The organism is Streptococcus oralis (assembly GCF_023110055.1).
GTDB lineage: Bacteria > Bacillota > Bacilli > Lactobacillales > Streptococcaceae > Streptococcus > Streptococcus oralis_BY.
On the sequence record NZ_JALDVG010000001.1, the window covers coordinates 736,393 to 756,842 of the forward strand.

The window sequence follows — 20,450 nt, forward strand, 5'->3', positions numbered from 1 at the left end:
ACCTCTACTTAGTATTCTTTTTCATTATAGCCAAAGTCAGCCAAATCTAGCTTTTTATCACGCCAGTTTTTCTTGACCTTAACCCAAGTTTCTAGGAAAACCTTGTCCCCTAGCATGAGTTCGATATCACGACGGGCCATGGTCCCAATTTTCTTGAGCATAGCCCCACCTTTTCCGATGATAATACCTTTTTGGCTATCACGCTCGACCATGATGGTTGCTCGGATGTGGACCTTGTCTGTCTCTTCATCACGCTTCATGGAGTCAACTACCACTGCAACTGAGTGAGGAATCTCTTCACGTGTCAAATGAAGAACCTTCTCACGAATCATTTCTGAAACCAAGAAACGCTCAGGATGATCTGTGATTTGATCAGCTGGGAAATACTGGAAACCTTCCTCTAGATTTTCACTCAAAATATCGATTAGTCGAGAAACGTTATTTCCCTGAAGGGCTGAGATAGGAACAATTTCCTTAAAGTCCATCTGGTTACGGAAGTCATCAATCTGAGCCAAAAGCTGGTCTGGATGAACCTTGTCAATCTTATTCACCACCAGAATCACAGGAACCTTGGCAGCTTTCAGACGCTCGATAATCATGTCGTCGCCCTTACCACGTGGCTCATCAGCTGGCACCATGAATAGAACAGTATCCACTTCACGCAGGGTACTGTAGGCAGATTCCACCATGAAATCGCCAAGGGCTGTTTTAGGCTTGTGAATCCCTGGTGTGTCAATAAAGACGATTTGCTCCTTATCCGTGGTGTAAATCCCCATGATTTTATTGCGCGTTGTCTGCGCTTTGTCACTCATAATGGCAATCTTTTGCCCCATGACGTGATTTAAAAATGTTGACTTCCCAACATTGGGACGTCCTAAAATGGCTACAAAGCCTGATTTAAATGTCATAATTTCCTCTTAATCTTTAAAATAATAAATCCCAAATGCGTGGGAGAAAGATGAGTGCACCAATCACCGCAGCAAGAAGGGAAACCACAAGCACGGCTCCTGCTGCCATGTCCTTGGCTTTCTTTGCCAACATAGAAAAGTGATAGTGACTGGCTAAATCCACTACATTTTCGATAGCGGAGTTAATAATCTCAAAAGCCACTACCAAGAAAATGCTCATTAGGAGAAAGAGCCATTCGATTCGTGACACCTGAAAAACAAAACCTGCAAGGATGACTACTAGAGCCGTCACTGCATGTTTTCGCATATTGCGTTCTTCCTTGAAAGCAGTCAGAATTCCTGTAAGAGCAAATTCTAAACTAGATACCAGGTCACGATTTTTCCATTTTCGTTTATTGTCTTGTGAGTCCATAGGCTGTCAAAATTTCTTCTTGTAAACCGAACATCTCCGCTTCTTCTTCCGGAGTGTAGTGATCGTAGCCGTTAATGTGTAAAAAGCCGTGTACTGCCAAGAAGCCCATCTCACGCTCAAAGCTGTGGCCATATTCCTCAGCCTGCTCATGCGCTTTATCAATAGAGATGAACAGTTCCCCAATATAGGCATCAAACTCGGACATCATTTCTGCTAATTCAGGATTTTCAAGCAAATCTTCCTCATCAAAGGAGATGTCCAATTCTGGCTTATACTCAAGGCTGATGACATCTGTCGGACGATCCGTATCACGGTACTCGAGGTTGAGTTCGTGGCTACGCTCGTTGGTCACAAAAGTAACTGCCATCTCCTTGTCTTCTTTTCCTATTTTTTGGGCTGCAAATTCCAAAATTTCTTGGGTTTGTTGCAATATTTCTTGTGAAACTTGACCAGTTTCATCTACCATTTCAATATACATGTACTTCTCGATTCTCTTTACTTGGCTTTATTATACCACATTTCCATGATTTTATTCTACCTTTTTGATATAATACTATGGAATACAATCACAAGGAGAGAACGATGTCATTTGACGGATTTTTTTTACACCATATGGTTGAGGAATTGCGAAGAGAGTTGGTCAATGGTCGCATCCAGAAAATCAATCAACCTTTTGAACAAGAGTTGGTCTTGCAAATCCGCAGCAATCGCCAAAGCCATCGCCTGCTCCTCTCTGCTCATCCTGTGTTTGGACGCATCCAGCTAACTCAAACGACTTTTGAAAATCCAGCCCAACCTTCGACTTTTATCATGGTTTTGAGAAAGTATTTGCAGGGTGCCCTGATTGAGTCGATTGAGCAAGTCGAAAATGACCGTATTGTGGAAATCACGGTTTCCAATAAAAACGAAATTGGAGATCATATCCAGGCTACCTTGATTATCGAAATCATGGGTAAACACAGTAATATTCTCCTCGTGGATAAAAGTAGCCATAAAATCCTCGAAGTCATCAAACACGTTGGTTTTTCACAAAACAGCTACCGCACCTTACTTCCAGGATCGACCTATATCGCTCCGCCAAGTACCGAGTCTCTCAATCCTTTTACTGTCAAGGATGAAAAACTCTTTGAAATACTACAAACCCAAGAACTAACAGCAAAAAATCTTCAAAGTCTCTTTCAAGGTCTGGGACGTGATACGGCAAATGAATTGGAAAACATTCTTGTCAGTGATAAACTGTCTACTTTCCGAAACTTTTTCAGTCAAGAAACCAAACCATGCTTAACAGAGACTTCCTTCAGCCCAGTTCCTTTTGTAAATCAGGTGGGAGAGCCTTTTGCCAGCCTTTCTGACTTGCTGGACACCTACTATAAGGACAAGGCTGAACGGGACCGCGTCAAACAGCAAGCCAGTGAACTGATTCGTCGTGTTGAAAATGAACTTCAAAAAAATCGACATAAGCTTAAAAAACAAGAAAAAGAGTTACTAGCGACAGACAATGCTGAGGAATTTCGCCAAAAAGGGGAATTGTTGACAACCTTCCTTCATCAAGTTCCCAATGACCAAGATCAGGTTACCTTGGACAACTACTACACCAACCAACCTATCACCATTGCGCTTGATAAGGCCTTGACTCCCAGTCAGAATGCCCAACGCTATTTTAAACGTTACCAGAAACTCAAAGAAGCTGTCAAATACCTGGCTGAACTGATTGAAGAAACAAAGGCAACCATTCTCTATCTGGAAAGTGTGGAGACCGTTCTCAACCAAGCTGGACTGGAAGAAATCGCTGAAATCCGTGAAGAATTGATCCAAACAGGCTTTATCCGTAGAAGACAGCGAGAGAAAATCCACAAGCGCAAAAAACCAGAGCAGTATCTAGCAAGCGATGGCAAAACCATCATTTATGTCGGTCGTAACAACTTGCAAAATGAAGAATTGACCTTTAAAATGGCCCGCAAGGAGGAACTTTGGTTCCATGCCAAGGACATTCCTGGAAGTCATGTCGTTATCTCAGGAAATCTCAATCCTTCTGACGAAGTCAAGACAGATGCGGCGGAACTGGCTGCCTATTTCTCCAAAGGGCGCTTGTCAAATCTAGTTCAGGTAGATATGATTGAAGTGAAAAAACTCAACAAACCAACTGGTGGCAAACCAGGCTTTGTAACCTATACCGGACAAAAGACCCTCCGTGTCACACCAGACCCAGAAAAAATCGCATCTATGAAAAAATCCTGATTCCACTTGAAATCAGGATTTTCGTTTACAATTTACTCTGCAATCAAGGTTTCCAAACCAACCTTCATCATATCGGTGAAGGTATTTTGGCGTTCTTCTGCAGTAGTATCTTCATCTGGATTGACCAAGCTATCAGAGATTGTCATGATAGCTAGCGCATCAACGTGGTGTTGGGCAGCAAGATAGTAAAGTGCTGCTGCTTCCATTTCTACAGCTTTAACTCCCCATTTACCAAGCTCAATGTTCTTTTCAAAGTAGTTTGAGTAAAAGACATCAGATGACAAGACGTTCCCAACGTGGGTTGTCATACCGAGTTCTTTAGCGATATGGTAGGCCTTGTCAAGCAAATCAAAGCTAGCGATTTGTGGGAAATCATACTGTGGCCAGTCATTGCGGATGATGTTTGAGTTGGTTGCAGCTGCTTGCGCCAAAACCAATTCACGGACATGAACATCTTCATTTAATGAACCCGCAGTTCCCACACGAATCAATTTCTTCACTCCGTAGTCTACAATCAACTCACGGGCATAGATAGAAATGGACGGCATTCCCATCCCAGTTCCCATGACCGATACACGGTGACCCTTGTACGTACCAGTGTAGCCAAACATGTTACGAACTTCATTAAAACAAACAGCATCTTCAAGGAAATTCTCCGCAATAAATTTCGCACGAAGAGGATCCCCCGGAAGGAGAATTTTATCAGCAATTTCACCCTGCTGAGCAGCAATATGGATAGACATAGTTAAGATATAAAGGGCGACAGAGAACAAAGTAAAAATAGGAAACTGACGAAGCACCGCAGATGCTAGACAGTTTATCTTTTTTACACAGTTCTCCGCCCGTATTCAGTTCAGCAAATACGGTTTACCCATCCTTTCTTTATTTTATGATGATTAGAGAGCGAGAAGAAAACGACTGAAAATTAGGAATCTGACGAGAAATCCTGATTTCTCAGTCAGATTATCTATTTTCCAAGTTTTCCGCTCGTGTTCAAATTAGAACACTTCGCTCTACCTTTCTTTATTCTAAATGTGATAGTCAAAAAGATACCAAACCCGTCAAAAAGCGAAGGGAAAATAGGAGTTGGGTGCAGTGAGCGATGCTCGCTAGACCAACTATCTTTTTCCCACTGCTTTTAGGGTGGGTTCAATTCCTTTCTTTCTTGATTTTAAATTTAAATATTTTGCAGAACAGTTAGCCCGAGTTTGACTATAACTCAGATACTCTGGATTTCTGTAGTTCCTAGTTTACCAATGAATCTAAAAATGCATACAGTTTTGCATTCATTTCGGAGTAATGATTTTCACGTAATTCTTCTGGTGTTTGAACGAAAGTGAACTTTTCACTTTGCTCTCTTAATTGCTCCTCACCATCCGCAGTAATTAAGAGTTCTACTGCTTCGGGATCAAATTCCAAATGAGCCTGAAAGGCATAATGTTTCGGACTGAAGCGAATAATTTGGCGTGGACAACCTTGACTGGTCGCAAGAACAACAGCATCCTCTGTCAGCCCTGGCATATCACCGTGCCAGTGGCCGGTTTCTAAGTTTTTTCCGAACAAGCTGACGTGAGGATCTGTTAGACCTTGCATCGTCAATGTCACAGGATAAACTCCGATCTCGCGTTCTGGACTATGTTCATACTTCGCACCATAGGCAACAGATAGGAGTTGCGCACCAAGACAGACACCAACAATATAAATATCTGCAGCAATCGCTTCTTTCATAAAAGCAAGCTCAGCCTTTGGATCATAGTATGGGAAGTTTTCTCTATCCTCATCAGGTGATTGAGGACCACCCATGACAATCAGAAAATCAATCCCGTCAATTGTTTCAGGAAGAGGTTCTTTTTCATAAACCTTTGTTGATGTAATGTGATGACCTCGTTCCAGAGCCCATTTTAGATAAGCACCTGGAACTTCAAAGGTCTCATGTAAAATAAAGTGAACTCTCATGACATTACAATTCAGCAAGAATCGCTTTAAGCAAGCCTTTGAAGTCACCTTTGACACGCTCTGTTACTTCTACAACTTCTTCGTGGTTGAGTTCTTCTTGGAAACCAGCAGCATGGTTCGTAATACATGAAATTCCTAAAACTTTCAAGCCTGAGTGGGCTGCCACAATCACTTCAGGAACAGTGGACATACCAACTGCATCTGCTCCCAATGTCTTATAGGCACGAATTTCTGCAGGTGTTTCATAAGTCGGACCGGTTACACCGATATAGACACCTTCATCAAGCTTGATACCGAGTTTTTTAGCCACTTCATGGGCAGTTGCACGGTATTCTGGTGTGTAGGCTTTTGACATATCAGGGAAACGTGGACCAAAATCATCCAAGTTTTCACCCATCAATGGGTTCTGCCCCGTCATATTGATATGGTCTGAGATAGCCATCAAGGTACCAGGACCATAGCCAATACCGCCAGCTGCATTGGTTACAATGACACCTTCACATCCGAGAACTTTCATCACACGTACTGGGAAAGTCACGACCTCAAGAGGATTTCCTTCGTAGAAATGGAAGCGACCTTGAAGAGCCAAGACTTTTCGACCTGCAAGGTCACCATATACCAATTTACCAGCGTGCCCAACTACTGTAGAGCGGCCCCAGTTTGGAATGTCTGCATAGTCTACTACAACTGGATTTTCGATTTCTTCAGCCAATTCTCCAAGTCCTGATCCAAGGATTAGACCAAACTCGGGAGCTTGGATTCCTTTATCTTTCAGGAAAGCAGCTGTTTCCTTGATCTTATCTAAAAATGTCATTATACATCTCCTTTATTATTTTTTAGCATTTGACCGATTTTGTCAAAGGTTTTTGCGTTGCGAATGGTGATGTTGCGATAAAAAGGCATCTTGAGCAAGTACTTATGATAGGCAGTTGCATAGTAAGATTCTTCAGAGATCTTCCCCCAGAAAATCCCAAGTCTTCCAAAATGAACCACTTCATCTTTCAGTTCCAAACTTTCAACTGTCTCAATGACTTGAGCCACATCCAAGCCCTCCGTGTAGAAGAGCACATCCTTTCGTGCCAAATTTTTGGTCCACCATTCAGGCAGATTCTTCAGCTCTGCTTCATAGTCTTCATGACTCAGCAAAGAAAAGCTCTGTATAAATGGATAATGGACTTCAAAGAAAGTCTCTAACTTTTCAACCAATTGGGCTTTGGCATCTGTCGAAGTAAAGAAAATATTGCCACTGTTGATGTAGGTTTCAACTTTTTCCAGTCCCAACTCTGTCAGTTCTTGACGAAGCTCCGCCATGACAACTTTATTTTTCCCACCGACATTAATGCCCCTTACCAGTAAAGCATAGCGCGTCATCTTATACCAATTTATCTAAGAAACTTTCCCCAATCATGGCAGTTTCCACACCAAAGTTTTCGGCAACAGTCGCTGAGATATCTGCAAAATGCCCAACTGGAATGACACCATTTCCCTTAAAGCTAGGGCTGTAAGCTAAAAGTGGAATATATTCACGAGTGTGGTCTGTTCCTGCATAGGTTGGGTCATTTCCATGATCCGCAGTAATCAAGAGAAGGTCGTTCTCTCTCATGGCTGCGATAATTTCAGGCAAGCGTTCATCAAACTCATGCAAGCAATCACGGTAACCGTGTGGGTTACGACGGTGGCCATATAGGGCATCAAAGTCTACCAAGTTTGTAAATGAGAATCCTTTTTCAAACTCAGCAAGGCCCATCGTCTTCAAGAGTGTATCAATTCCATGGCTATTTGACTTGTTGTGTCCCATGTCATGATTGATTCCTGCACCATTAAAGATATCGTTGATTTTACCAACAGCATAAGTATCGATACCTGCTTCATTGAGTTTATCGAGAACAGTTGGTGCAAATGGTGAAACAGCCAAGTCACGACGATTTGCAGTACGAGTGAAGTTACCAGGCTCACCTACATAAGGACGGGCAATGATACGGCCTAGAAGGGCTGGGCGCTCAAGGGTGATTGAACGAGCATATTCACAGATACGGTATAGTTCATCCAAAGGAATGATGTCTTCGTGGGCAGCAATTTGCAAGACTGGGTCAGCTGAAGTATAGATAATCAACTCCCCAGTTTCCATTTGACGTGGTCCAAAGTCATCGATAACAGCTGTTCCTGAGTACGGCTTGTTGGCTTCACGAATGACCTTGCGTCCTGAGAATTCTTCGATTTTCGTCAAAATTTCTTCTGGGAATCCGTTCCAGAAAGTATCGAAAGGTTCCGTAATGTTAAGTCCCATGATTTCCCAGTGTCCAGTCATAGTATCCTTACCAAGGGATACTTCTTCCAATTTTGTTGCATAACCTGTTGGATTGCTTTCAGCTGGTACAGTCTTCAGCGGCGTTTCGCGAGGAATATTTCCTAGACCGATTTTGGCCATGTTTGGCACATTCAAACCAACGGTTTTTGAAATGTGTCCTAGTGTGTCAGAAGCTCCATCTGGAACCCCTGCATTGACAAAGTTATTGGCATCTGGCGCAGCACCGATTCCTACAGAATCCAGTACCACCAAGTGAATCCGATTAAATTTTGACATAGTGTATCTCCTTATTATGTTGATTAGTTTGCTTTTGTTGAAGTTAAAATCTGAACACCGTCTCGTCCAGCAACGATGACCTTATCCACCATTTGGTTGAACAAGCCATGCTCTACGACACCAACGATATGGTCCAATTCTTGCCCGAAGGCAATTGGATCTTCAATGACATCCAAGGCTAGGTCAATGATAAAGTTCTGCATATCGGTCACAAAACGCTGACCGTCTTTTTCACGGAAACTTGGTTTGTAGCCAGCTCGCTCAAATCGACGAAAGACCTGTTCTGCACCATACTGAACCACTTCTACTGGCAATTTAAAAGCACCTAGTTTCTCTACCAGTTTGCTTTCATCTACCACCCAAATGTATTCTTTTGAGGGCGTTGCCACAACCTTCTCCATCAGAAGGGCACCACCTCCGCCTTTGATCCCGTTAAACTGGCTATCTACTTCATCCGCCCCGTCAACTGTCACATCGACAAAATCCACTTGATCAATCGACTTGAGTGGGATGTTTAGTCCTTCAGCCTGTTTACTGGTCACACTGGAAGTTGTCACAGCAGTAATCTGCAAACCTTCTTCCTTGATCCGACGACCTACTTCCTCTACGAAATAGTAGGCAGTTGATCCAGTACCGAGTCCAACAACCATACCATCCTTGACAAACTCAGCAGCCTTGATACCTGCCATCTTTTTCAGATTCTCCACTTAAACACCTCCATTAAAGAGCTATTTTTATTATAACATGTATCCGTTTTTATTTCATGGATACACTGGAAAAACCCGAACATTTTTATTTCGGGTTTTAGTGTCCTATTTAACCATATCAGGATCGTAATCATAGAATCCTGTGTCGAGGAAACGGTTTTTAGGGTGTAACTTGCGCACTTCCTCATCTAACAAGAAAGCTTGATCATGGCTGAAATTCCCCTCTTGGATCAAGCCACGCGCTTGAATAAAGAGTTTAGCAATCTCAACAAAGTTCTGACCTGGTGTGTAAAGCCCTTCGAGTTTCCAGTGAGTAAAGCCATGCTCCACCAATTCTGTCAATTTGGTCATCAAATCAAGGTCGTTATTTGCAAAGATGTGGGTACCATGATTATCTTCAAAGATAGAGTAATGGCTCTCAGGGTCACTCGGTTCTGCTAAGAAGAGGTCACGTTTACGTGTCTTTTCATCATCGATGTGCGTGAAGTTATAGTAGTTTTGCAAGAGCGGACGCTTAGAATGGTGAATGACACTAGCCCCGTAAACCAACACTTCAGCAGGAATTTCCAAAATCTCTGGCATCTTGAAGAGCTCAGCAGATGGAATTTCACGGGCCAAGACAGCCTCAGAGGCGCCAGCCTTTTGGCCCCAGAAGTTAATCTGACGACTGCTTGTTACCATGGTTGAAGCATCGTAAATAGTCTTAAAGGAATAACCATCACGATTGACCACGTAAAAGACACCTGCATCCCCAACAGTAATATAGTCTGTCTTGATTTCTTCCAAGAGGTCTAGAAAAGGCTTGATACGGTCCATCATGTCTTGGTGCATGAGGGCGTTGACTGCAACGATCAATTCCTTGCCTGCTTCATGAACGAGCTTGGCGATTTCTCGCAACTCATCCTGGCTAAAGGTCGTTGGCAAACGAAGACCAAAATCTTTCTCACCGACGTAGATACGGTCTACGCCAGCTTCTAGTAACTGTTCAACTTGTTCAATACTTTCAGCAGTTGCTGTAATGATAATCTTTTCCATAAGAAAAATTATACCACATTTCTCAAAAATCAGCTATGGGTACTGGGAGTTTCACAAAAAGTTAAACTTATTTCTATCTTTCCCAATCAAAAAGTGAACAGTAACTTGTACCATTCACTCTATTTTATGCACGTGTTTCTTCAACTAGGTGGCCATCATTCATGACATAAATACGGTCAACCTTATCAAGAAGACGAGTATCATGTGTAATCATAACAACTCCTCTCCCTTGTTCGTGGGCAATGGCAGCCAACATCTCCGTTACTTGGTAGGCACGCTGAGTATCCAGACTGGCCGTCGGCTCATCTGCAAGCACAATGCTTGGATTGTTATAGAGCGCTCTAGCTATCGCCGCACGTTGACGTTCGCCACCTGATAAAGCCTTTGGATAATGATCTTTTACTTTTTCCAAATCCAACAAGTCAAAGAGCTCTTTTCGGTCACTTTTACTATTTTTCCCATTATCCAGTCTGTCAATCAAATCCAGCTGTTCCTTGACTGTTAGAAAAGGAATTAGGTTTGAAGCCTGAAGAATGAAACCAAACTCTCTAAAACGGAGGTCTGTTTTTTCCTTCTCCGTCAAACTGCCTGTTTCCTTCCCCTTTACTAGAATCTTTCCACTCGATGCTTCCTGAAGTTGTCCTAGAGTTGTTAGAAAGGTTGTCTTGCCAGAGCCAGAAGGCCCGACGATAGCCACGAACTCTCCCGCATTTAGCTGAAAATTCGTCTCATGCAGGGCTACGACTTTCATCTTTCCTTCCCCGTAGGTTTTTGTTACTTGAGTCATTTCAATCAATGCTGTCATACTATTCTCCTTATCATTCTGCAATCGCAGTAATCGGGTCCACCTTTAACAAGCGTGGAAGTGAAATGACACCACCTAGAAGGGCCATCAAGCAAATGACCAAGCTTAGGACAGAGTAGGCTATCCAACTTGGATAGAAAAAGAAGGTAGCTGGTAAGACTAAAATCACTCCTCCGATTGCCAGTAAAGCTAAAGCAATACCCATACCAGCTAGGAGGAAGATTTGACAGAAAAGAGACCATACAATGGTTTTGATTTGTATTCCCTGAGCTCGCATTATTCCATAAAGACCTAGTTTTTGGATGGTAATGATATAAACAAAAATCCCCACAATCAAGCCTGTGATAACAATCATAGCAAGAATCATTCCTGAAAATACATTCACCTGAGGTGTGTAACCAGGAATTTTTGATATCATTTTTGGAATGGAAATCTGTTTCAGACTATCCCCAACCACTTCTATATCATTTTTCAATACCAAGGCAGAGATGGATCGATTGGCTTTCAAGGTTCCTTGTAAGGTCCAATAAGTTGTCAGACTCGTAAAGACAACAGGCTCAGTGAAAAATTTATTTCCTTGAGTTAGGCCTATAATCTTATAACCTGTCTCGCTTCCATTGAGCTGAATGGTATCACCTAGCTTAATCCCATAGTTCTCAAAGGACTGATCCACGACAACCTCATCATCTCCCTCAGGATACCGGCCATCAGTCAAACTCGGAGAGATAAAAGCGTCCCAGTCTTGAGCAAAAATGGAAACATTGACCTTTTCGCTACCATTGACTAGATTGGTTACAGCAAACATATAGCCCAATGGAGCAGCCTCTTCAGAACTCTTATCCTTGTAGTCCTTTTCAGGAATAAAGGATGCTGTCAAATTATCATTTGCGTAATCGGATAAAACGACACCCGTTGCTTGCCAATTATCAATAGCGGCTCGGTTGTTTCGCACAAGACCAAGAGCTAGACTGGTCATAAAAAAGACCATAAAAGCGATAAGAAAAATGGTAGTTAGAATCAAACTATATCGAAGTTTGTTTCGTACTATTTCTTTGATAGCAAGATACATGCTTATCTCCTTTAACTTTTCCCCAGAGGTAGTTTAAAAGCCACCCAGACCAATAGACAGAATCTCTGTCCTTCCATCCATTCAAAACAACTCCTACCAATACTCTTCAAAAGTATCCAGGTAGCAACTCAACAAATCATCTTAGGAAAAAGCCTCAGCTTGCTATCAATTTATATAAGTTATCCTTTCCTTTCTCAGTATATTTATAATAGAGAAGGTTAGGTCATCTGTTTTAAGTGTAACATCCATGCTACCATTTTCCCTTGTAGGTGTCAAGAGAGCGACTTAGAAGTTGATAAGAGACTTTAGTAGTTTTGTAACAATTCTGTAATAATTCTCTGCATAAAAAATGATAAAATAGTTATGTACTGTTAAGGAGAGAATCATGTCCGCAAGAAAACTAGAAGCTTATGAGTTTGAACAAGCTCCCGAATCGAAACAAACTCCGCTTTACCAAAATTACACACCTGAAACCCCAGTCGGCCCTAACCTAAAAGAGATTTTATTTTTTGTAAATATCGCTTGTTTCTGTATTTTTATGGTGCTTTTTAGCTTTATCTTTTTAGCTATAAAATTAAATACAGCTTTATCCTTTGTCGCTGCGATGGGTCTTAGTTTCGCCCTTTTACAACTTCAACGAAAGATGATGAAACGAAAATTTTCAAAATAAAGGTTGGTACTACTACCAACCTCTTTTCTAGTCATCAAAAAAGACAGTTATATAACTGTCTTTTTTATTTATTCTTACGTTTTGAAGGAGATTGAATAGCAATCTTAACTTCAAAAATTGTTCCTCTAGGTTTGTTATCTTTTACGCTAATCGTTCCTCGTAAGGCATCTACGATTTGCTTGGCCAAAGATAGTCCAAGACCAAAGCCACCTTTCTGACGGGTTCTCGCCTTGTCCACACGGTAAAAGCGGTCAAAGATTTTCTTCTTATCAGGAGCTGAAATTCCAATTCCGTTATCCGTTACTGTAAGATATAGGTGACGATCTGTAGCATGAACTACAAACTCAATTTTCCCATCTTCTTCGGTATACTTAATGGCATTGTCAAATAAAATGGTCATGAGTTGTTTTAAGAGCAACTGATCGGTCAAGAATGGACGATAAATTCGATTTTCATAGTTGAAAACACGATCATTTTCAGAAGCAATCAACTCATAGTTGGCAAACGTTGTTTTAAAGAATTGTGGAGAAACTTCTGCTATTTCTGGTTTGATTCCATCATCTCGACGTGCAAGGTTGAGAAGATTGGTCGTGAGGAAACGCATGTTGCGAACTTCTTCAAGACTGGAAGCAATACTTTCACTGGATTCCATGATGGTTGCCTCTGGTTTTCGAAAGAGATTCTCTAAGCGATTTTGTAAAACGGCCAAAGGCGTTCTCAGTTCATGACTCGCATTTTCAACAAAAGACTTCTGCTTTTGCATGCTTTCCAGTAGCGGTTTGACACTGACACGTGCCAGGTAAACACTGGCAATTAAAGACAGGAGCCAGAAACTAGCCATCACTACAACAATTAAATGCTCGTGTTTTTGGCTGATTTGCTCAAGCTGGCTGGTATTGATTAGAACCGCCGCATATTTGACATTACTTGATACGGTGGAAGAATTAGTTTCCATCAAGACCATTCGATAGGTTTCTTCCAGACCATAGCTGTTGACAACTTGGATTTGCCGAATATGATTCAACTCTTTCTTGTCCAGCTTGATCTTGTCCAAGCCTAAAAAGCGATTACCCAGTAAGAGTTGGTTAAAATCCTTGTCAAAAAGCAAAACTTCTGTATTGGAGCTAACATTGGGCTTGATTTCAGCCTTGCTGGCATCCGCAGTTGCGGGTTGAATATCCTTGACTTCCTCAGTTGCCCGATTCAGGGCTAACTGAATGACCGCTTGAGGACTACTACTAAGGGCTTGTAGTTTTTCATCTACAGAAGTATAGAGACTGGAGTGCATGACCTGTAGGATAATCAAGGTCATAGTAGAGAAAATCAGTGTGAACACTCCGAAGTTTCGAATGAAATAGCTAAAATCATCCGCGTACCATGTTTTTTTTAGTTTATTGAACATCTTTTAAAATATACCCGACACTACGCAAGGTTTGAAGATTTTCAGCAAAGGCTGTTCCCTTCAGTTTCTTACGAACTTTTGAAACATAGACTTCTACAACGGAAATAGTCGTATCGCTATCAAATCCCCATAGACGGTCAAAAATCTGTGTCTTGGGAAGAATAACATTTTGATTTTGAAGGAAGTAAACCAATAACTCAAACTCTTTTCCGAGCAGTTCCACAGGAGTATCTTCCACTTTTACTTCATTCGTTGAAAGGTTGACGACAACATCCCCATAGGTCAAGGTATTTTCGTTAAACTTACCTGAACGTTTGAGAAGGGCTTGAATCCGCATTTTGAGTTCTTCTAGGTAGAAAGGTTTGGTGAGGTAGTCATCCGCTCCCAACTCAAAACCATGTCCCTTGTCATCCAAACTTTCCTTAGCGGTCATGATAAGGACTGGTGTCGTGATTCCTTTTTCACGCAATTCTTTCAAGACTTGGAAGCCATTTTTTTCAGGCAACATAAGGTCAAGCAAGATCAAATCATAGACGCCACTCTCAGCTTCATAGAGACCTTCTTCTCCATCAAAAACCTGCATAACATCTGCAAAATCATCTAAAAAGTCAAATACTGAGTTTGACAACCCTAAGTCGTCTTCTACTAGTAAAATCTTAATCATCTTGTTCTCCTCCTGCTATAAGATACTAATCAGCTTCATCTAAGGTTATTATAAAATAAAGAATTTTTGTATCATTTTTTGGATCTTAGTATAATTCTTTAATTATTATATCATGGCTTTAACAAATGGATTAAGATTTTGTAGTGTTTTCTTCATTATTTTGGTTAGAATTGCTATCCTTGTCCTTCGTACTTCCATCTGCATTGGCTGGTTTCTTCATAGAATTGCTACTGCTTTCTTGATTATTATTTCCTTGCGGCGGCTGTCCTTCTGGCCCTCCAGGACCACCGTTACCGCCAGGAGCACCTTGTCCATCTTGACCATTCATTTGAGGTGGCATACCATTGCCATTATTTTGACCCTGTCCTTGAGGCGGTTGTCCACCGTGACTTTGCATATTATTGCCATCTTGATTATCTTGCTGGGTTTTCGATGTTTGAACGGTCGACTGCTGATTTGTTGATTTTTGAGTCAAAGAACCGAATATATAACCACCAAGCAAGCCGACCACTAAAGAACCACTTGCTACTACTGATAGCCTCCACTTGGTGCTTTTTCTACAACAATCATTTTCTCTTTATTCATTCTGTATTTTTGTTTCTGCTTTAAGTTTCTGTGAAAAAATGAAGAAGCTCTACTTCATGAATTCACCACATCCTTTCTTTAGGCTACATACATCTTAATTATTTTTTCTTAAAGAATACTAAAATATGAGAAAATTCTTAGAAAAATAATAGAAAATTTATCCAAAATATTTTTTTAAAATACGACCGTATCGTCTCAGTAAAAGATAATCCGCTATTGCTGGGGATAGAAGGTTTAATGTTGTAAAAATCTTTGTACCTTGTCCCATCAAAATCACTCTTTTACGAGATTTTATACCTTTAAGTAAAACTTGGGTTACTTGATTTGTACTTGATATAGAGATCCCCATTTCTCTCCAAACTGGATGATAAGGCTTTTCTGATGGTGTGTCTGCTGCATTGGGGCAAAAATAAGTTATATGCATCTTTTTCTGCTCCTGTATTAATTCTCGGTTCATTGATTCGATAAAAGAAAAAAGTCCGGCGCGGCTCGCCACATCTACACTATAATAGGGGAAGGCCAGCCTACCATCTGCAAAACCTCCTGAATGCACAATGGTTGCTCCTTTTTGATTTTTTAACAAAGGTAAAAAATGTTTGCTGACAAGGATAGCCCCTATTAGGTTAATCGTCATAGTTTGATTGATCTCCTCCTCAGAGTGAGATAATAAAGATTTTCGTACATCAAATCCCGTTGCATTAATAACAATATCTATATTATCCGACCACTTTTGAACTTCAGACACTGCAACTTTAATAGAAGTTTCATTCGTTATATCTACTGAGCAAATCGGAATCTTGGAAGCAATATTCTCAGAAAAACTGGCTAATTTATTCATATTGCGACCTAAAAGAAATAAATGAGCACCTGCTTGAAAAAAAGCTTGTGTATAGGCTTGTCCCAAATTTCCACTGGCACCAATAATAACGACTCTTTTATTTTTAAAATAATTGTCACCCATAACATACTACCTCATTAGTGAACCTTTTGTGATAGGTTTAATATAACAAGCCCCACAATAACTAAAGCAATTCCCAAGAGACTTGCGAACGTTACTTTTTCATGAAAAAGCAAAATAGATAGCACAGTTGTTCCAACCAAACCAACACCAGACCAAATAGCATAGACTAGATTTAGTTGTATGCCTTTCAAAGACAAAGATAGAAAGAAAAAACACAAGCCATACAAAACTAAAGCAAGAATCCCAAAAAGCATTTTCGAAAAACCTTGCGACAGTTTTAACAGACTTGTAGCAGCTATTTCAGATACAATAGCTAGAGTTAAATAAACGTAAGACATCATTGTCCTCCTAGAATCAATAGAATTGAAAAGCTAGTCGGAAAACAATTGATTTAGCGATGAGTGGAAGCGAAGCAGGTCCAAAGTGTACAAGCATTAGCTAAAATCATAGACTTGATCTTTGAATTCTTGTAAACAGGAATCTTTTTTCGTCCACATAACTCATCTAAAGAGATCTGATAAAAATCAGCTAAGCGAATCAAACTATGACTATCTATAATTGTTTTATCATTTTCCCAATTTGAGATAGTTTGACGAGTCGTCCCCAGATATTCTGCTATTTGATTCTGACTGTAGCCATTTTGTTCTCTAAATAATTTTAATTGTTTTCCTAACATCTGCATTTCCTATTTATATTATTCTTTTCTTCACGAATTGTCTAGACGAAATTCTTTAACATCCTATACAATTCTAGGTAAAATTTCTTTGACATTGCTATTATAACACGATTTTCAGGATGGACACTTTATACTGACTTCCAAAAAACAGCAGATTGCAAGATCCGCTGTTTTTTCTCTATTACTTACTTGCTTTCAAAGCCTTTTCTACTGCTGCTTTTTCACGCTTAATCAAATCAACACGCGCTGCGATATCCTTGATTCCCATGAGGATATTACGGCTAAGAGCTAGGTCAGAGAGTTGTGGTTCAAAGAATTCCTTATACTCTGTCAAGCGTTGCTCTGTTTTAAAGATATGTGATGGGAAGATGACAAAGCTGTCAAAGCTCATGTCTCCACCAAGAGCCGCCTTGATCCAATCCCAGTTTTCGCGCGCCCATACCCAAACAGTTTCTTGAGTTGCTTGGTGTCCGAGGAATTGGAGGTACCATGAAGAAAGGTCTTGTGGTTTCACCACAAATTTGTCCTTCCAAGTTGCAAGAATCGTTTGGATATTTTCTGCATCTGTGCTATATGCTAGAGCAGCTGCCAACTGGCGTTTGAAAACAGCATCTGTGGCATGAGTGTAGAGGTCCAGATAAGTTGCGACCAAGTCCTTGGTCTCATGGTGTTTCATCTCATTGATAAGAACTTGAGCACGGATAGCTGCTGGAAGTCCTGCAAGATTTTCCTTATGAGCTGCAAAGATTTGGCTAGCGACTTGACTAGCTTCTGCATCATTGGAGCGAATCATCATGGAAATGGTCAACTGACGAACCAATTCGTCTTCATCCGATTCACCATCTTTGGCTTCAAAACCAAGACAGGCATAGTTATGACGAGCCAATTTAGCAACCAGACGGTTAAAGGCTTTCTCAGTTTCTGTTCCTTCATCAATAAAGCGCTCAAGGGCAGAAATCACTTGAGAAACAGCTGAAACCACCAGATAAGACTCTTCCCTAGCAAGTTTATCAAGGACTGGGAGCAAGTCTGCATAAGAAATGTGCCCTGCTTCAGCCAACAAACGACGTTCTTGAACAATTTGCAGTTTGCTTGTGTTATCAAGTGTCTCTAACTCAGCAAGAACGGCATCTAACAAGTCTCCTTGATAGTCGGTAATGTAGTGGGCTGTATTTTCAGTGTTGAGACGGAGAGCTCCTTTATTTTCAGCAAGAAGAGCTGCGTAGCCAGGGATTTCGATGCTTTCAGTTTCGAGTGTATCTGGCAAACCTTTCCAGTTGCTGTTGAGTGGCACCACCCAGAGGCGGTTCTTGTCTTCGTGCTCACCGATAAAGAATTGTTTTTGTGAAATCTTCAAGACATCATTTTCAACTTTGACAGTGAGAACTGGATACCCAGGCTGTTCCAACCAAGAATCCATGAAGGCTGCAACATCACGACCTGATGCTTGACCAAGGGCATTCCAAAGGTCGCGACCGATGGTGTTACTGTACTGGTGTTTTTCAAAGTAAGCATGCAAGCCTTTAGCGAAATCAGCATCACCGAGCCAACGGTGAAGCATGTGCATGAGACGGCTTCCTTTAGCATAGACGATAGCGCCATCAAAGAGCGTGTTGATTTCATCTGGGTGTTTAACTTCAACGTGAACAGACTGAACGCCATCCGTCGCATCGCGTTTAAGCGCAGCTGGAACACCACCTGTTTGGAAGTCTTCAAAGATATTCCAACTTGGCTCGATGGCATCCACACAGACGTATTCCATCATGTTAGCGAAGCTTTCATTAAGCCAAAGGTCATCCCACCATTTCATAGTCACGAGGTTTCCAAACCATTGGTGAGCCAACTCATGTGCTACAACTAGGGCAACTTGTTGACGGCTAGCAAAGGTTGAGTTCTCATCCACAACCAAGTAAACTTCACGGTAGGTCACAAGACCCCAGTTTTCCATAGCACCAGCTGAGAAGTCAGGAAGGGCGATATGGAGAGATTGAGGAATTGGATACTTAACTCCATAGTAATCTTCGTAAAACTCGATTGAGCGAACGGCGATGTCTAGTGAGAAATCAAGATTAGATAGTGGATGGGCTTTCGTTGAGTAGACACCGACGAGGGTACCGTTTTTAGTTTTAGCGGTCACTCCTTGCAAATCACCTGCAACAAAGGCTAACAAGTAAGAAGACATGCGAGGTGTTGTCTCAAACTTCCAGATGCCTGTTTCCTTACGATTTTCAACGTCAGTCTCGGGCATGTTTGACAAGGCAACTTCACCTTCTACTTGGTCAAAACGAAGAGCGAGGTCAAAAGTTGCTTTTGCTTCAGGCTCGTCCACACATGGGAAGGCTTCGCGCGCAAAATGGCTTTCAAACTGGGTAGACAAGACTTCCTTCTTGACACCATCCACAGTATAGTAAGAAGGGTAAATCCCTGTCATGTTGTCTGTGATTTTTCCTGAAAAAGCGATGACTAATTCAACTTGACCTGCCTCAGCCAGTTCGATATGAAGGGCTTCATTTTCATGGTCAACAGTAAATGGACGCGCTTGACCCACAACTTCTACAGAAGCGATTTCCAAGTCTTTTTGGTGAAGGGAAATACGGTCACTTTTCGCTTGACCAGTGATGGTCACCTTCCCAGAAAAAGTCTTGGTCTCACGACTCAAGTCTAGAAATAAATCATAATGTTCAGGAACAAATTGCTTAATAAAATGTTCAACTGCTTGCATAGTTTTCTCCTATCTAAGTTTAAGAGCTGCTACTCTTCTTCAAACAAACTTATTATATCATGTTTTGCTTGAGAAAAAAGGATTGGACGGCGATTTCCAAAACTTTCTTCTTTCTAACAGTCTACAGTGGGTAGACCTTGCGAAATTCTTCTAAAACAACCTTGCTTTCAGGTGTAAAAGTCAGTCCTGCCTCTCTCAGCCACTCGGCAAAACAATCCTCATGAACCTGACGCCAATAGGCTAGGGATTTGTCTCCTTCCCCTTCCTTGAAGGCATGATCAGCTGACACTTGATGAAAAGGCTGAACGGAAACCTTTGTAATTTCGATAATGCAGACAGCTCGATCTTGGCTATCTAAAATGATGTCAAAGGTCCCTTCTCGTGGAAGAGGTTCGCCTTCTAGTGTGTAGAGGTCGTAGGCTGATGCAGTTGCCGTCTTTTCACCTTTAAAAACCAAATCTGCCAAGAGATCGGCTTCTACTCCAAAAGCCCAGGCATCTATCTCGTCTCCGATAGATGGATTGATTTTCTTGTATGCATTCCACATTTCTTGCGGTGTCATTTGTTCTCCTTTTTTTCTTTTACCTTCCAATTTTTATAGCTTGTCATGTCTAAATCTGGAAATCCTCGTAACTCTGCCTTCACCTTCAATACTAAGGGTGAGGCATTTTCTTCGGTAATTTCTTCCAAATTCAACCAAATGACGTTTGCTGAATCATTGCTTCCATCATGAACCTCCTGAGAAATCGACTTCTGAGAGCTCTCGAAATTGAGTGCCATATCATAAAAGGCCATGATATGGTGTACGGCGAAGTCTTGCCCCTCTTCTTGAACCATCACGTCATATATCCTAGGATTAGAGTATCTGCTAAGAGAATATCCTGTCTCTTCAAGAACTTCCCTCTTGAGAGTTTCAATCAGTCCCTCACCTGGTTCTTGACTACCACCAGGTAGATCATAACGATGTTGATAAGGGCCTCTCGTTTTTTCAATGCAGAGTAACTTCCCGTTTTCAAAGCAAACAGCATAGACTCCAAAGTGTTTTTTGATTTCCAT

22 protein-coding genes and 1 pseudogene are annotated in these 20,450 nt (G+C 41.3%); 2 read left to right on the forward strand and 21 right to left on the reverse strand.

Going from position 1 to position 20,450, the window contains the following annotated elements; translation table 11 throughout:
* Nucleotides 1–8 precede the first annotated feature (8 nt).
* The 3 genes from era to ybeY are packed head-to-tail and all read right to left on the reverse strand — an operon-like array spanning nucleotide 9 to nucleotide 1,798.
* Nucleotides 9–908 (reverse strand): GTPase Era, encoded by a 900-nt coding sequence (era, locus tag M1G01_RS03520; protein WP_000143274.1) that lies wholly within the window; start codon nucleotides 906–908, stop codon nucleotides 9–11.
* Between the two features lie 16 nt (nucleotides 909–924).
* Nucleotides 925–1,320 carry a diacylglycerol kinase family protein gene (locus M1G01_RS03525; protein WP_000378183.1) on the reverse strand — a complete coding sequence of 132 codons (396 nt, stop codon included), beginning with the start codon at nucleotides 1,318–1,320 and terminating at the stop codon, nucleotides 925–927.
* Nucleotides 1,301–1,798: an rRNA maturation RNase YbeY gene (ybeY, locus tag M1G01_RS03530; RefSeq protein WP_000275172.1), complete on the reverse strand. Its 498-nt coding sequence runs from the start codon at nucleotides 1,796–1,798 to the stop codon at nucleotides 1,301–1,303. Before ybeY ends, M1G01_RS03525 begins: the two co-directional genes overlap by 20 nt.
* A 104-nt stretch (nucleotides 1,799–1,902) precedes the next feature.
* Between ybeY and pavA the strand changes: the two genes are divergently transcribed.
* Entirely contained in the window at nucleotides 1,903–3,558 is a 1,656-nt protein-coding gene (pavA, locus tag M1G01_RS03535) for an Rqc2 family fibronectin-binding protein PavA (protein WP_247931173.1), read from the forward strand.
* A gap of 32 nt (nucleotides 3,559–3,590) precedes the next feature.
* Here the strand turns inward: pavA and deoD are convergent, their stop codons facing one another.
* From deoD to M1G01_RS03580, 9 genes are all read right to left on the reverse strand, one after another.
* Nucleotides 3,591–4,301, reverse strand: coding sequence for a purine-nucleoside phosphorylase (gene deoD / locus M1G01_RS03540; RefSeq protein WP_000022091.1), 711 nt, complete (start codon nucleotides 4,299–4,301; stop codon nucleotides 3,591–3,593).
* Between the two features lie 502 nt (nucleotides 4,302–4,803).
* Nucleotides 4,804–5,514: a type 1 glutamine amidotransferase gene (locus M1G01_RS03545; RefSeq protein ID WP_084944470.1), complete on the reverse strand. Its 711-nt coding sequence runs from the start codon at nucleotides 5,512–5,514 to the stop codon at nucleotides 4,804–4,806.
* A 4-nt stretch (nucleotides 5,515–5,518) separates the two neighbouring features.
* Nucleotides 5,519–6,328 carry a purine-nucleoside phosphorylase gene (locus M1G01_RS03550; RefSeq protein ID WP_000143354.1) on the reverse strand — a complete coding sequence of 270 codons (810 nt, stop codon included), beginning with the start codon at nucleotides 6,326–6,328 and terminating at the stop codon, nucleotides 5,519–5,521.
* Complete coding sequence (locus M1G01_RS03555; RefSeq protein ID WP_247931174.1) at nucleotides 6,328–6,885, reverse strand: DUF1697 domain-containing protein; 558 nt, start codon at nucleotides 6,883–6,885, stop codon at nucleotides 6,328–6,330. The genes M1G01_RS03550 and M1G01_RS03555 overlap by 1 nt, the downstream gene beginning before the upstream one ends.
* A gap of 1 nt (nucleotide 6,886) precedes the next feature.
* Complete coding sequence (locus tag M1G01_RS03560; protein WP_247931175.1) at nucleotides 6,887–8,098, reverse strand: phosphopentomutase; 1,212 nt, start codon at nucleotides 8,096–8,098, stop codon at nucleotides 6,887–6,889.
* A 23-nt stretch (nucleotides 8,099–8,121) separates the two neighbouring features.
* On the reverse strand, nucleotides 8,122–8,805 hold the full coding sequence (gene rpiA / locus M1G01_RS03565) for a ribose-5-phosphate isomerase RpiA (protein ID WP_000429278.1): 684 nt from the start codon (nucleotides 8,803–8,805) through the stop codon (nucleotides 8,122–8,124).
* Between the two features lie 105 nt (nucleotides 8,806–8,910).
* Entirely contained in the window at nucleotides 8,911–9,840 is a 930-nt protein-coding gene (locus M1G01_RS03570) for a peptidase U32 family protein (protein WP_247931176.1), read from the reverse strand.
* Between the two features lie 124 nt (nucleotides 9,841–9,964).
* Nucleotides 9,965–10,645 carry an ABC transporter ATP-binding protein gene (locus M1G01_RS03575; protein WP_247931177.1) on the reverse strand — a complete coding sequence of 227 codons (681 nt, stop codon included), beginning with the start codon at nucleotides 10,643–10,645 and terminating at the stop codon, nucleotides 9,965–9,967.
* A gap of 13 nt (nucleotides 10,646–10,658) precedes the next feature.
* Nucleotides 10,659–11,714, reverse strand: coding sequence for an ABC transporter permease (locus M1G01_RS03580; protein ID WP_247931178.1), 1,056 nt, complete (start codon nucleotides 11,712–11,714; stop codon nucleotides 10,659–10,661).
* A 385-nt stretch (nucleotides 11,715–12,099) separates the two neighbouring features.
* On the opposite strand from M1G01_RS03580, the gene M1G01_RS03585 reads away from it, so the two are divergent.
* Entirely contained in the window at nucleotides 12,100–12,384 is a 285-nt protein-coding gene (locus tag M1G01_RS03585; protein ID WP_247931179.1) for a DUF3270 family protein, read from the forward strand.
* 64 nt (nucleotides 12,385–12,448) lie between these two features.
* Here the strand turns inward: M1G01_RS03585 and M1G01_RS03590 are convergent, their stop codons facing one another.
* From M1G01_RS03590 to M1G01_RS03630, 9 genes and pseudogenes are all read right to left on the reverse strand, one after another.
* Entirely contained in the window at nucleotides 12,449–13,786 is a 1,338-nt protein-coding gene (locus M1G01_RS03590; protein ID WP_247931180.1) for a sensor histidine kinase, read from the reverse strand.
* Nucleotides 13,776–14,450 carry a two-component system response regulator CiaR gene (ciaR, locus tag M1G01_RS03595; RefSeq protein ID WP_000590635.1) on the reverse strand — a complete coding sequence of 225 codons (675 nt, stop codon included), beginning with the start codon at nucleotides 14,448–14,450 and terminating at the stop codon, nucleotides 13,776–13,778. Before ciaR ends, M1G01_RS03590 begins: the two co-directional genes overlap by 11 nt.
* A 130-nt stretch (nucleotides 14,451–14,580) precedes the next feature.
* A pseudogene (locus M1G01_RS03600) lies at nucleotides 14,581–15,035 on the reverse strand (hypothetical protein).
* Nucleotides 15,036–15,192: 157 nt separating this feature from the next.
* Nucleotides 15,193–15,996 (reverse strand): SDR family NAD(P)-dependent oxidoreductase, encoded by an 804-nt coding sequence (locus M1G01_RS03605; RefSeq protein ID WP_000502735.1) that lies wholly within the window; start codon nucleotides 15,994–15,996, stop codon nucleotides 15,193–15,195.
* A 14-nt stretch (nucleotides 15,997–16,010) separates the two neighbouring features.
* Entirely contained in the window at nucleotides 16,011–16,337 is a 327-nt protein-coding gene (locus M1G01_RS03610) for a DMT family transporter (protein WP_009013481.1), read from the reverse strand.
* Between the two features lie 50 nt (nucleotides 16,338–16,387).
* Nucleotides 16,388–16,672 carry a helix-turn-helix domain-containing protein gene (locus M1G01_RS03615; protein ID WP_008283941.1) on the reverse strand — a complete coding sequence of 95 codons (285 nt, stop codon included), beginning with the start codon at nucleotides 16,670–16,672 and terminating at the stop codon, nucleotides 16,388–16,390.
* A 181-nt stretch (nucleotides 16,673–16,853) separates the two neighbouring features.
* The gene (locus M1G01_RS03620) at nucleotides 16,854–19,394 is read right to left on the reverse strand and encodes a M1 family metallopeptidase (RefSeq protein WP_247931182.1); all 2,541 of its coding nucleotides are present in this window, start codon (nucleotides 19,392–19,394) and stop codon (nucleotides 16,854–16,856) included.
* Nucleotides 19,395–19,515: 121 nt separating this feature from the next.
* A complete protein-coding gene (locus M1G01_RS03625; RefSeq protein WP_247931183.1) occupies nucleotides 19,516–19,956 on the reverse strand; it encodes an ASCH domain-containing protein in 441 nt (146 codons plus the stop codon).
* The gene (locus M1G01_RS03630) at nucleotides 19,953–20,450 is read right to left on the reverse strand and encodes an NUDIX hydrolase (RefSeq protein WP_247931184.1); all 498 of its coding nucleotides are present in this window, start codon (nucleotides 20,448–20,450) and stop codon (nucleotides 19,953–19,955) included. Before M1G01_RS03630 ends, M1G01_RS03625 begins: the two co-directional genes overlap by 4 nt.

Coding starts and splice junctions, on each gene's coding strand:
- era (WP_000143274.1), bottom strand. CDS start 908: ATGACATTTAAATCAGGCTTTGTAGCCATTTTAGGACGTCCCAATGTT.
- M1G01_RS03525 (WP_000378183.1), bottom strand. CDS start 1,320: ATGGACTCACAAGACAATAAACGAAAATGGAAAAATCGTGACCTGGTA.
- ybeY (WP_000275172.1), bottom strand. CDS start 1,798: ATGTATATTGAAATGGTAGATGAAACTGGTCAAGTTTCACAAGAAATA.
- pavA (WP_247931173.1), top strand. CDS start 1,903: ATGTCATTTGACGGATTTTTTTTACACCATATGGTTGAGGAATTGCGA.
- deoD (WP_000022091.1), bottom strand. CDS start 4,301: ATGTCTATCCATATTGCTGCTCAGCAGGGTGAAATTGCTGATAAAATT.
- M1G01_RS03545 (WP_084944470.1), bottom strand. CDS start 5,514: ATGAGAGTTCACTTTATTTTACATGAGACCTTTGAAGTTCCAGGTGCT.
- M1G01_RS03550 (WP_000143354.1), bottom strand. CDS start 6,328: ATGACATTTTTAGATAAGATCAAGGAAACAGCTGCTTTCCTGAAAGAT.
- M1G01_RS03555 (WP_247931174.1), bottom strand. CDS start 6,885: ATGACGCGCTATGCTTTACTGGTAAGGGGCATTAATGTCGGTGGGAAA.
- M1G01_RS03560 (WP_247931175.1), bottom strand. CDS start 8,098: ATGTCAAAATTTAATCGGATTCACTTGGTGGTACTGGATTCTGTAGGA.
- M1G01_RS03570 (WP_247931176.1), bottom strand. CDS start 9,840: ATGGAAAAGATTATCATTACAGCAACTGCTGAAAGTATTGAACAAGTT.
- M1G01_RS03575 (WP_247931177.1), bottom strand. CDS start 10,645: ATGACAGCATTGATTGAAATGACTCAAGTAACAAAAACCTACGGGGAA.
- M1G01_RS03580 (WP_247931178.1), bottom strand. CDS start 11,714: ATGTATCTTGCTATCAAAGAAATAGTACGAAACAAACTTCGATATAGT.
- M1G01_RS03585 (WP_247931179.1), top strand. CDS start 12,100: ATGTCCGCAAGAAAACTAGAAGCTTATGAGTTTGAACAAGCTCCCGAA.
- M1G01_RS03590 (WP_247931180.1), bottom strand. CDS start 13,786: ATGTTCAATAAACTAAAAAAAACATGGTACGCGGATGATTTTAGCTAT.
- ciaR (WP_000590635.1), bottom strand. CDS start 14,450: ATGATTAAGATTTTACTAGTAGAAGACGACTTAGGGTTGTCAAACTCA.
- M1G01_RS03605 (WP_000502735.1), bottom strand. CDS start 15,996: ATGGGTGACAATTATTTTAAAAATAAAAGAGTCGTTATTATTGGTGCC.
- M1G01_RS03610 (WP_009013481.1), bottom strand. CDS start 16,337: ATGATGTCTTACGTTTATTTAACTCTAGCTATTGTATCTGAAATAGCT.
- M1G01_RS03615 (WP_008283941.1), bottom strand. CDS start 16,672: ATGTTAGGAAAACAATTAAAATTATTTAGAGAACAAAATGGCTACAGT.
- M1G01_RS03620 (WP_247931182.1), bottom strand. CDS start 19,394: ATGCAAGCAGTTGAACATTTTATTAAGCAATTTGTTCCTGAACATTAT.
- M1G01_RS03625 (WP_247931183.1), bottom strand. CDS start 19,956: ATGACACCGCAAGAAATGTGGAATGCATACAAGAAAATCAATCCATCT.
- M1G01_RS03630 (WP_247931184.1), bottom strand. CDS start 20,450: ATGGAAATCAAAAAACACTTTGGAGTCTATGCTGTTTGCTTTGAAAAC.